Here is an 11,162-nt window from a genome sequence, read left to right as displayed (position 1 = left end):
CTTTCAGTAGTTGTGAGAGGGTACGTGGACCACCAGGAACGAAACTAAGCTTAACACTCTTTCCCCACACGGCGCTCGCCCGATCGGTGAGCATGGCGGTGAGGTCGGCGACGAAGGCGTCGTGGTCGAGGAGGGTGGGGTCGGGGTGGCCGGGTTCGATGCGGCCGGTGCGGTCGGCGAGCGCGGCGGTGAGGAAGGCGATGGCGACGGCGATGCGTTCGAGGGCGCGGGGTTCGGGGAGGCGGGCGCGGCAGGCGGCTTGGAGGAGGTCGAGCTGGCGGGTGAGGGCGGTGCCGGCGATGACGGGCGGGACGCGGTGGCCGCGGATGCCGGCGCGGCCGGCGAGCTGGGCGGTGATGCGGAGGAAGTCGCGGCCTTCGGGGGTGCGGAGTTCGTCGGCGGTGGGTTCGACGATGGCGGCGACGATGCCGTGCAGGTCGGCGGGGTCGAGGGCGGGGAGGGTGGCGGCGCGGGCGGGTTCCATGCGCTGGACGCCGGCGCGGAGGATGGCGTCGAGGAGTCCGGCGCGGGAGCCGAAGTGGTAGGTGATGGCGGAGTCGTTGCCCTGTCCGGCGAGGGCGACGATGTCGCGGGTGCGGGCGGCGTCGATGCCTTCGGCGGCGAAGAGGCGGGCGCCGGCGCGGATGAGGCGGTCTCGGGTGGCGCTTGCGTCTCTCGGCACGCGGTGATACTAACAGAGGGCGTTAATAACGGTGCTCGTTATAACCTCCGGAGGGCCGCGCCATGGCGGACGTCTACGATCCGTTCGATCCCGCGTTCCAGGCCGACCCGTACCCCGCGTACCGGCGGCTCCGCGACGAGGACCCCGTCCACCGCCACGACGATCCGCCGTTCTGGGCACTGTCGCGGTTCGAGGACATCTGGGCGGCGACGCGCGACGCGGGGACGTTCTCGTCCGCGCAGGGCCTGACGTTCTATCCGGACGAGATCGGCACGCTCGGCCTGGCGCCGACGATCGTGATGCTGGATCCGCCGCGGCACACCGTCCTGCGCAGGCTGGTCAGCCACGGGTTCACGCCGCGCCGGATCGCGGCGCTGGAGGACATGCTGCGCGCGTTCGTCCGGGGGAACATCGCCCGGATGGAGCGGAAGGCGGCCGACGGCGAGACCCCGGACCTGCACGGCGACTTCTCCGCGCCGCTCCCGACGTTCGCGCTGGCGCACCTGCTCGGCGTCCCGGAGGCGGACCGGGCGCGCTTCACCCCGTGGGTGCGGGCGCTGACGACGCTCCAGGACGACGGGTTCGACCTGAAGGCGCTGAAGGACGACGCGGTCGCCGCCGTCGCGGAGATGTTCGAGTACTTCACCGGCGTGATCCGGGCGCGCCGCGCGGACCCGTCCGACGACCTGATCAGCGCGCTGGCGGTGGCCGAGGCGGACGGCGAGCGCCTCACCGACTGGGACGTCCTCGGCTTCTGCTTCGTCATGGTCGCGGGCGGGAACGACACCACCGCCAACCTGATCTCGCACGGGGTGGCGCTGCTGGACACCGACCACGCGCAGCGCGAGCGGCTCGCGTCCGACTTCTCGCTGATCCCGAACGCGCTGCTGGAGTTCCTCCGGCTGGAGGCGTCGGTGCAGGCGCTCGCCCGGACGACGACGCGCCCGGTCGTGATCCGCGGCACGGAGATCCCCGCGGGCCGGAAGGTGATGATGCTGTTCGGGGCGGCGAACCGGGACGAGAGGGAGTTCGGCCCGTCCGCCGGCGACCTCGACGTCACCCGGGAGATCCCGCGCCATCTGGGCTTCTCCAGCGGCGTCCACTTCTGCATCGGCTCGCACCTGGCGAGACTCCAGGCTCGCGTCGCGCTGGAGGAGCTGCTGAAGGCCCATCCCCACACGGGCGTGGACGTGGCGAACGCGCGGCGCATCGCGTCGCCGTTCACCCGCGGCTGGATCTCGCTCCCGGCGACCGGGATCGGGTGAGCCGGGCGCGACGGCGCCGCGCCGCTCGGCCGGGCGGCGCGGCCCCGGCTCAGCCGCCCGACGGCGCGCCGGAGCCGAACCCGTAGCCGTAGCCGAAGGGGTCCTGGAACTGGCAGCTCACGCTGGCGAACTGGCCCTTGGCGGACCGTTCCTGGACGACCTTGCCGTCCAGGGTGATGCTGCAGTGGATGGACCCCGACCTGATCCCCGTGTTGCCGCCGACGCTCAGGAACGTGAAGCGCGATGCCTCGTACTTGGCGCTCCACGGCGGCTTGACCGTCTGGTTGGCCATGCCGCCGTCCGGGGGGAAGATCATCACCGTGACGGGCGACACGCTGCCCGTCACCTTGTAGACGATCTTGTGGACCGTCGGCGTGGACGGGGCCGCCGAGGCGGCGGGAGTGGTCGCCGGCGGGGTACTCGAAGGCGTGGACCCGCCTGCGGCGCTCGCCCCGCCGTCCGGCGGGGAGGCGAGGACGGCGACGGTGCCGCCGATCACGACGGCGGCGACGGCGAGCGCCCCGCCCGCCGCGAGCAGCACCCGCACGCCCGGCCGTCCGGCGGGCGGCCGTCCGGGCAGCACGGCCGTGCCGGACGTGGCCGCCATGCCGGGGTCCGTCGTCGGCCCGTGGAGTCCGGGCGCCTGGAGACCCAGTGGAGGCGGCGTGAGCCCCACCGGAGCCGTCGGACCGTTCCCGGCCGCCCGGAGGAACGACGCGACGGCGGCGGCGCTCGCCGGGCGCGCGTCCATCTCCTTCGCGAGGAGGTCGAGGACGAGCCGTTCCAGCTGCGGCGGCACGTCCGGGCGGACGGCGCCGACGCGCGGCGGCGGCTCGTTCATGTGCGCGTAGAGCAGGCCGGGCAGCCCGGAGCCGGAGCGGAACGGGGGTTCGCCGGTGAGGAGTTCGTGGAGGACGCACCCGAACGCGTACAGGTCGGACCGGAAGTCGGCGGCCTCCCCGCGGAACTGCTCGGGGGCCATGTAGAGGGGGGTGCCGACGGACCCGCCGTCCTGGGTGAGCCGCGTCGCGGCGTCGGCCAGGCCCGCGATGCCGAAGTCGCACAGCTTGAGCCGCCCGTCGGCGAGCACGAAGAGGTTCGCGGGCTTGATGTCGCGGTGCACGATCCCGCGCGAGTGGGCCGCGGCGAGGGCGTCGGCGACCTGCACGGCGAGGCCGACCGCCTCGCCGACGGGCAGGCCGCCCGGCCGGCGGCGCATGACCGTCCGGAGGTCCTCCCCTTCGAGGAGCTCCATGACCAGGTACGCGAGGCCGTCCTCGGTGCGGCCGACGTCGAACACGACCGTGATGCCGGGGTGCTGGAGGGCGGCGGCGGCCTCCGCCTCGCGCTCGAACCGCTCCATCGCGCCGGGCACGTCCGCCAGTTCGGCGGGCAGCGCCTTGACGGCGACCGGCCTGCGCAGCCTGGTGTCGACCGCCTGCCAGACCTCGCCCATGCCGCCGCGGCCGATCAGGCTCTCCAGGCGGTAGCGGCCGTCGAGCTCCGTTCCGGCGGCGAGCCGCGGCCCGTCCGTCATGCACGCCTCCCGACGGCCTGTGCGGTCACGAGCCATGATTATGCGTTTAGAAGAACGCCATTGTCCATCTGACGCGCGCCGCGACCGGCGAGAAGGCCCGGCGGCCCGGGGCGCGCACCCCGGGCCGCCGGGCCCTCGGAACGTGCGGCGGGCCGTCAGCCCATGTGCGGGTAGCGGTGGTCGGTCGGCGGGACGAACGTCTCCTTGATCGACCGCGGCGACGTCCAGCGCAGCAGGTTGAACACCGAGCCGGCCTTGTCGTTGGTGCCGGACGCCCGCGCCCCGCCGAACGGCTGCTGCCCGACGACGGCGCCGGTCGGCTTGTCGTTGACGTAGAAGTTCCCGGCGGCGTAGCGGAGCACCTCGGCGGCGTGCGCGATCGCGGCCCGGTCGGTGGCGATGACGGCGCCGGTCAGCGCGTAGTCGGCGACCGACTCCATCTGCGCGAGCATCTCCTCGTACCGGTCGTCGTCGTAGACGTGGACGCCGAGGATCGGCCCGAAGTACTCGGTCCGGAAGATCTCGTTCTCCGGGTCGCCGGACACCAGGACGGTCGGCCGCACGAAGTACCCCACCGAGTCGTCATAGGCGCCGCCCGCGACGACCTCGACCGCCGGGTCCTCCTTCGCCCGGTCGATCGCGGCCCTGCTCTTCGCGAACGCCCGCTCGTCGATCAGCGCGCCGATGAAGTTCGACAGGTCGGTCACGTCGCCCATGCTGAGGCCCTCGACCTCGTCCGCGAGCCGCTCCTTGAACCCGTTCTCCCAGATGGAACGCGGGACGTAGGCGCGGGACGCGGCGGAGCACTTCTGCCCCTGGTACTCGAACGCGCCGCGCACCAGCACGGTCTTCAGCACGTCCGGGTCGGCGGACGGGTGCGCCACCACGAAGTCCTTGCCGCCGGTCTCGCCGACGAGCCGCGGGTAGCTCCGGAACCTCTCGATGTTGTTCCCGACCGTCTTCCACAGGTGCTGGAACGTCGCGGTCGAGCCGGTGAAGTGGATCCCCGCGAGCTCGGGGTGGGCGAGCGCGACCTCGGACACGGCCAGCCCGTCGCCGGTCACCAGGTTGATGACGCCCGGCGGGAGCCCGGCCTCCTCCAGCAGCCGCATGGTCAGCACGGCCGCGTAGGTCTGCGTCGGCGACGGCTTCCACACCACGACGTTGCCCATCAGCGCGGGCGCGGTCGGCAGGTTCGCGGCGATCGCGGTGAAGTTGAACGGGGTGATCGCGTAGACGAACCCCTCCAGCGGCCGCAGGTCCGACCGGTTCCACACGCCGGGGCCGCTGATCGGCTGCTCGGCGAGCAGCCGCCGCGCGAAGTGCACGTTGAAGCGCCAGAAGTCGACCAGCTCGCACGGGCTGTCGATCTCCGCCTGCTGGACGGTCTTGGACTGCCCGAGCATCGTCGCGGCCAGGATCGTCTCCCGCCACGGCCCGGCGAGCAGGTCGGCGGCGCGCAGGAACACCGCGGCGCGCTCGTCGAACGGCAGCGCCCGCCACTTCGGCGCGGCCTCCAGCGCGGCGGCGATCGCGTCGCGCGCGTCGTCCGCCGTCGCGGTCCCGAACGTCCCGAGCACCGAGGCGTGCCTGTGCGGCTGGACGACGGCGACCTTCGCGCCGGCGCCGAGCCGCCGCTCGCCGCCGATCGTCATGGGCAGGTCGATCGGGGCCTCGGCGGTCAGCTCGGCGAGCTTCGCCTCCAGCCGGGCCCGCTCGGAGCTGCCGGGCGCGTACCCGCGCACCGGCTCGTTCTCGGGCGTCGGAACGGTGGTCACCGCGTCCATGGAAGGGGGCCTCCTCATCAGTGTTGGTTGCGAGGGGGGACGACCCCCCACGCCCCCCGGGCCGGCTTCGCCGGGATCAACGGGAGACGAACGAACGAAGGAAGAACACGAGGTTGGCCGGGCGCTCGGCCAGGCGGCGCATGAAGTAGCCGTACCAGTCGGCGCCGTACGGCACGTAGACGCGCATCCGGTTGCCGCGCGCGAGCCGCCGCTGCTCGGCGGCGCGGATGCCGTAGAGCATCTGGAACTCGTACGAGTCGGGGGACCGGTCGTTCGTGACGGCGAGCGTCCGCGCGATGTCGACCATCCGGGGGTCGTGGCTGCCGACCATCGGGTACCCCTCCCCCGCCATCAGGACCCGCAGCCCGCGCACGTAGGCGCGGTCGATCTCGGCCCTGCTCTCGAAGGCCACCGACGCCGGTTCCGCGTACGCGCCCTTGACGAGCCGGACCCGCGACCCCTCGTGCGCCAGGTCCCGCAGGTCGCCCTCCGTGCGGCGCAGCATCGCCTGGATCGCCACGCCCGTCCGCGGGAAGTCGGCGCGCAGCTTGCCGAGGATCTCCAGCGTGGAGTCCACGGTCGTGTGGTCCTCCATGTCCAGCGTGACCGTCATGCCGGCCCGCTCCGCCGCCGCGCAGATCTCCCGCGCGTGGTCCAGCGCGAGGTCGCCGGGCAGCGCCTGGCCGAGCGCCGACAGCTTCACCGACGCGTCCGCGCCCTCGGCCAGCCCGTCCTCGGCGAAGACCTCGAACATCGCGAGGTAGGCGTCCCGGGTCGCCTCCGCCTGCGCCCGCTCGCGCGTGTACTCGCCGAGGTGGTCCAGGGTCACGCGGAGACCGTCGGCGGTCAGCTCCCTGACCGCCCGGACGGCGGCGTCCAGATCCTCCCCCGCGACGAACCGGTCGACGACCCGCCGCGTCAGCGGCACGGAGGTCACGAGGCCGCGCACGCGGTCGCTGCGCGCCGCGGCGAGGAGAACGGGACCGAGCATCAGAGCCTCCTAACGTCACCTCGACGGTAGGAAGCGGACCCCGTCACCGCGTATAGTCAAACGCCACTTTCAACCAGCGACTTCTTCATACATATGTCTTATGGCTCCTGATCTGCAAGAGATCGTCGAACTGGCCGCCGACCTCCTCGGCGCCCCGGCGACCCTCGAGGACCGCGACTTCCACCTCGTCGCCTACGCCGCGCACGGCGACACGATCGACCCCGTCCGGATGGACTCGATCCTGCACCGGCGCGCGACCGAGGCCGTCCGCACCCGGTTCGAGTCCTACGGCATCGCCCGCGCCGCCGGGCCCGTCCGCATCCCCGCCGACCACTCCCTCAACCAGCTCGGCCGGCTGTGCCTGCCCGTCCGCTGGAACGACGTCACCTACGGCTACCTCTGGCTGCTGGACGACCAGGAGCGCATCACCGACGCCGCTCCGGCCATGCCCCTCTGCGAGCGCGCCGGGCTCCTCATGGCGCGCCAGGCCCGGGAGCGCGACGACCTCGGCTGGAAGGTCGCCGACCTGCTGTCCGCCCAGCCGGACGTCCGCGCGCAGGCCGCCAACGAGCTCGCCGAGGCCGGCGTCCCCGACCCGCCGCTCGCCGTCGCCGTCCTCCGCAGCCCGAACACCGACCCGCTGAACCCGTGGCTGCTCCCCCACTCCGTCCTCACCACGGTCTGGCAGCGCGACCACGTCCTGGTGATCCCGGCGTCGGCGTCGCCGCGCACCGTCGTCGACCGGGCCCGCCGCCTGCTGGAGGAGCGCACCGCGCCCGTCCACGCGGGCTTCTTCTCGCCCTGCCCCACCCTGGAGACCGTCCACGAGGGCTGGCTCCGCGCCCGCGTCGCCGCCCGCACCGCCGCCGCCGGCGAGACCCGCGACTGGACGTCCCTCGGCGTCCTGCGCCTCCTCCGCGCCGCCGGCGACGAGGCTCTCACCCAGACGACCCGGACCCCGGGCACCGAGCGCCTCCTCCACCACCCCGACCTGGCCCTGACCGCCCGCACCTACCTGGACCTGGCGGGCAACGTCCAGAAGACCGCGCAGGCCCTCAGCATCCACCGCCAGACCCTCTACCACCGCCTGCGCCGCATCGAGGAGCTGACGGCCCTAACCCTCGCCGACGGCCAGGACCGCCTCACCCTCCACCTGGCCCTGACCCTCGCCCCGCACCTCCAGCAGGACGAGTGATCAGGACTCCGCGAGATGGGCGTGCCGGCCGCGGAGCTCGCGCTTGAGGATCTTGCCGCTCGGGTTCTTCGGCAGCGACTCGGCCAGCACCACGTACTTCGGCCGCTTGTAGCCCGCGAGCCGCTCGCGCACGTGCGCGTGGACGTCGTCGGCGCTCAGGGCGGCCCCGGCCCTCGGCACGACGACCGCCGTGACGGCCTCGATCCAGCGGGGATGCGCGATCCCGAAGACGGCGACCTCCGCGACCCCGTCCAGCTCGTAGATCGCCTCCTCGACCTCCCGGCTCGCGACGTTCTCCCCGCCCGTCTTGATCATGTCCTTCTTCCGGTCGACCACCGACAGGTAGCCGTCCTCGGTCATGACCCCGAGGTCCCCGGAGTGGAACCACCCGCCGCGGAAGGCGTCCTCGGTCTTGTCCTCGTCGTTGTAGTAGCCCAGGGCCGCGTGCGGGCTGCGGTGCACGATCTCGCCGACCTCGCCCGCCCGCACGGGGTTCCCCTCGTCGTCGACGAGCATCGTCTCGACGTTGAGGGCCGCCCGCCCCGCGCTGCCGGCGCGCTCCAGCTGCTCGTCCGGCCGCAGGATCGTCGCGAGCGGCGCCATCTCCGTCTGCCCGTAGAAGTTCCACAGCCGCACGTCCGGCAGCCGCCGCAGCAGCTCCCGCAGCACCTCCACGGGCATCGCGGACGCCCCGTAGTACCCCTTCCGCAGGCTGGACAGGTCCCGCCGGTCGAAGTCGGGGTGCCGCAGCAGCGAGATCCACACCGTCGGCGGGCAGAACAGCTTGGTGACCCTCTCCCGCTCGATCGTCTCCAGCACCAGGGCGGGATCGGGGCCCGGCAGGATGACGCTCGTCGCCCCCAGGTACACGTCGACCGAGAAGAAGCAGTCCAGCTGGGCGCAGTGGTACATCGGCAGCGCGTGCGCCTCCACATCGTCGGCGGCCATCTCCCCGTCGACGACGCAGCTCACGTACTGGCTGATCAGCGACCGGCTGGTCAGCATGACGCCCTTGGGCCGCGACTCGGTCCCCGAGGTGTACATCAGGCGCAGCGGGTCGTCGTCGCCCACCAGCACGTCCGGGGCCGAGGCGGACCCCTCGCGGCACCACGCGTCGACGTCCTCCCACCCTTCGGCGCCGTCCCCGATCCGCCCGCGGACGCCGCCCTCGACACCGGCTGCGGCCAGCGCCTTCTCCGCGACGGGCACCAGGGCGCCCTCGGCGACGATCCCGGAGGCCCCCGAGTGCCCGAGGATGTAGGCGATCTCGTCGGCGTTCAGCATGAAGTTGACGGGTACCAGCACCACGCCCAGCTTCGCCGTCGCGAACGCCAGCGCCGCGTACTGCCAGCAGTTGTGCGACAGCAGGGCGAGCCGATCGCCCTTCCGGAGCCCCCGCCCGGCCAGCGCGTTCGCCGCCCGGTTCACGGCCGCGTCGAACTCCGCGTACGTGAACCGCTCGTCGCCGCCGACCACCGCGAGCTTCCCCGGATAGCGCCGCGCCGTCCGGTGCAGCAGGTCCCCGTAGGAGTGCTGCCGGGCCCTAGCGACCGACGTCGACATCGCCCACCGTCCTTTCCAGACATAACCGCTGATAGAGGCAGTGATCTGGATCATAGCCGCAGGCCACAAGGCCCTCCGGCACGAGGCCGAAGCCCGAGGGGGCAAGGGGCGAAGCCCCAAAAGAGGGCGCAGAGCAGAAACCCGCACCACCATGCGAGGGCGAAGCCCGAGGGGGGCAAGGGGCGAAGCCCCAAAAAGCGCGCGCAGCGCGCGCCGGGGGCGTGGGGGCGGAGCCCCCACACCGGGGGGCTCGGGGGGTCGCCCCCCCGAAAACGGCGAAGGGCCCGTGGGGAAGCGCCGAAGGCGCGACCACACGGACCCTAGGACCCGTAGCGGGGGCAGGATTTGAACCTGCGACCTCTGGGTTATGAGCCCAGCGAGCTACCGAACTGCTCCACCCCGCGGTGATGACTCAACTGTATTGCATGGCGGGGGTTCGACCAAATCGGCGGGTCATTTGGCGCAGGCGGGGACGGCGCCCTTGCCGGTGGTGATCGCGTTGATGGCCTGGATGGCGCTGTGGAGGGTGTCGGCGCGGACGAGGCGGAGGCCGGCGGGGCGGGCACCGACGGCCTCGGAGCAGTTCTTGGCGGGGGTGAGGAAGACGGTGGCGCCGGCGCGGCGGGCGGCGATCATCTTCTGCTGGATGCCGCCGATGGGGCTGACCCGGCCGTCGGGGTCGATCTCGCCGGTGCCGGCGATGAACTTGCCGGCGCTGAGGGGGCCGGGGGTGAGCTTGTCGTAGATGGCGAGGGCGAACATGAGGCCGGCGCTGGGGCCGCCGATGTCGCCGACGCTGATGTCGATCTTGAAGGGGAACTTGTACTGGTCGCCGAGGACGACGCCGACGACGGCGCGCTTGCCGGTGGGGTCGGCGACGGTGGTGAAGGTCTGGGTGGTCTCCTTGCCGCCGCGCTGGACGGTGAGGGAGACCTTGTCGCCGATCTTGCGCTTGGCCATCGTGCCGGTGACCTGGGCGGTGCTGGTGACCTTGGCGCCGTCGAGGGCGGTGACCTGGTCGCCGGGCTGGAGCTTGCCGTCGGCGGGGCGGCCCTTCTGGACGCCTTGGACGATCACCTGGGTCTGCAGGGGGACGCTGAGCTCGTGCAGGGCCGCGGCCTTGGCGCTCTGCTGGGAGTCCTGCATCTGGCGGGTGTTCTCCTGGTCGACCTGCTTCTGGCTCTGGTCCTTGGGGAAGTAGAGCTCCTCGGGGACGATCGCGGTGTCGTGGTCGAGCCAGCCGCGCAGGGCGGTGAAGAGGTCGATGCGTCCGCCGGGGCCGCCGCGGTAGGTGACGGTGGTGAAGTTGAGGTGCCCCTGGTCGGGGTAGGTCTGGCGGCCGTCGATGGTGATGACCTGCTGGCCCTTCTCGTTCGTGCCGAGGGTGTTGCTCGTCGGGCCGGGCATCAGCGCGATGTAGGGCACCGGCATGAGGGAGCCGACGAGGGCCAGCGCGAGGACGAGGACGCTCGCGACGGTGAGCGTGGCGGCACGACGAGACATGGTCGGAACTCTATGCGGACCGGGGGCCTCAGCAGGCCCCGACCCACTCGTCTCCGCCGTCGGCGAAGGTCTGGTGCTTCCAGATGGGCACCTGGGTTTTGAGGTCGTCGATGAGCCGGCGGCAGGCGTCGAAGGCTTCGGCGCGGTGGGGGCAGGACGCGGCGACGACGACGGCGAGGTCGCCGATCTCGAGGTCGCCGACGCGGTGGACGGCGGCGAGGGCGCGGACGGGGAGGTCGGCGGCGACCTTCTCCATGACGGCGAGGAGCTCGCGCCGGACGGTGGGGTGGGCGCTGTAGGACAGGGCGCTGACGTCGCGGGCGTGGTCGTGGTCGCGGACGGTCCCGACGAACAGCGCGACGCCGCCGGCGGCGGGGTCGCCTACGGCGGCGAACACCTCGTCGACGGAGAGCGGGGTGTCGCGGATCTCGGCGAGCCGGATGACGTTCCCGGCGGCGGCGCTGTCTTCGCTCACGTTCCGCAGGCTACCTCTCGGCGAGGGGCCCGCTAGGTGTACTCGGTCATGAGGTTGGTGACAGGCGGCTGATGGGTGGGTGACCGCCGAGTGCGGTGTGTGGGCGTTGGGTGTTGTAGTACTCCAGCCAGGGTGCCAGGCGGTGGGTGCGTTGGGTGTTGCTG

Annotated in this window: 10 protein-coding genes and 1 tRNA gene; 2 read left to right on the top strand and 9 right to left on the bottom strand. The window is 72.6% G+C overall.

The features are described 5' to 3' along the window. Positions 1-682, bottom strand: a 682-nt coding sequence (locus tag J4557_RS48535) for a TetR/AcrR family transcriptional regulator (protein WP_208274695.1), incomplete at its 3' end; no start/stop codon positions are given. A 62-nt stretch (positions 683-744) separates the two neighbouring features. Between J4557_RS48535 and J4557_RS48530 the strand changes: the two genes are divergently transcribed. After that, complete coding sequence (locus J4557_RS48530) at positions 745-1,947, top strand: cytochrome P450 (RefSeq protein ID WP_208274693.1); 1,203 nt, start codon at positions 745-747, stop codon at positions 1,945-1,947. Positions 1,948-1,996: 49 nt separating this feature from the next. Here J4557_RS48530 and J4557_RS48525 read toward each other — a convergent pair whose 3' ends face one another. The 3 genes from J4557_RS48525 to J4557_RS48515 form a co-directional block, all read right to left on the bottom strand. After that, on the bottom strand, positions 1,997-3,484 hold the full coding sequence (locus J4557_RS48525) for a serine/threonine-protein kinase (RefSeq protein ID WP_208274692.1): 1,488 nt from the start codon (positions 3,482-3,484) through the stop codon (positions 1,997-1,999). Between the two features lie 155 nt (positions 3,485-3,639). Further along, a complete protein-coding gene (gene pruA / locus J4557_RS48520) occupies positions 3,640-5,271 on the bottom strand; it encodes an L-glutamate gamma-semialdehyde dehydrogenase (RefSeq protein WP_208274691.1) in 1,632 nt (543 codons plus the stop codon). A gap of 76 nt (positions 5,272-5,347) precedes the next feature. Further along, positions 5,348-6,262 carry a proline dehydrogenase family protein gene (locus J4557_RS48515; protein ID WP_208274690.1) on the bottom strand — a complete coding sequence of 305 codons (915 nt, stop codon included), beginning with the start codon at positions 6,260-6,262 and terminating at the stop codon, positions 5,348-5,350. A 100-nt stretch (positions 6,263-6,362) separates the two neighbouring features. Between J4557_RS48515 and J4557_RS48510 the strand changes: the two genes are divergently transcribed. Beyond that, entirely contained in the window at positions 6,363-7,457 is a 1,095-nt protein-coding gene (locus J4557_RS48510) for a PucR family transcriptional regulator (RefSeq protein WP_208274689.1), read from the top strand. Here the strand turns inward: J4557_RS48510 and J4557_RS48505 are convergent, their stop codons facing one another. The 5 genes from J4557_RS48505 to J4557_RS48485 form a co-directional block, all read right to left on the bottom strand. Beyond that, positions 7,458-9,020, bottom strand: a complete 1,563-nt coding sequence (locus tag J4557_RS48505) for an acyl-CoA synthetase (protein ID WP_208274687.1) — start codon at positions 9,018-9,020, stop codon at positions 7,458-7,460. Positions 9,021-9,350: 330 nt separating this feature from the next. Next, positions 9,351-9,424, bottom strand: a tRNA-Met gene (locus J4557_RS48500). 49 nt (positions 9,425-9,473) lie between these two features. Beyond that, entirely contained in the window at positions 9,474-10,523 is a 1,050-nt protein-coding gene (locus J4557_RS48495; protein ID WP_208274685.1) for a YlbL family protein, read from the bottom strand. 28 nt (positions 10,524-10,551) lie between these two features. Further along, positions 10,552-10,998, bottom strand: a complete 447-nt coding sequence (locus tag J4557_RS48490; RefSeq protein WP_208274684.1) for a molybdenum cofactor biosynthesis protein MoaE — start codon at positions 10,996-10,998, stop codon at positions 10,552-10,554. A gap of 46 nt (positions 10,999-11,044) precedes the next feature. Continuing rightward, on the bottom strand, positions 11,045-11,162 hold a 118-nt coding region (locus J4557_RS48485), incomplete at its 5' end, for an integrase core domain-containing protein (protein WP_208268587.1).

Origin of the sequence: Actinomadura nitritigenes (assembly GCF_017573545.1) — a bacterium.
GTDB classification, from domain to species: Bacteria; Actinomycetota; Actinomycetes; order Streptosporangiales; family Streptosporangiaceae; genus Spirillospora; species Spirillospora nitritigenes.
Note: the sequence above shows the minus strand (reverse complement) of the source record. Positions and strands in the feature narration are given on the sequence as shown.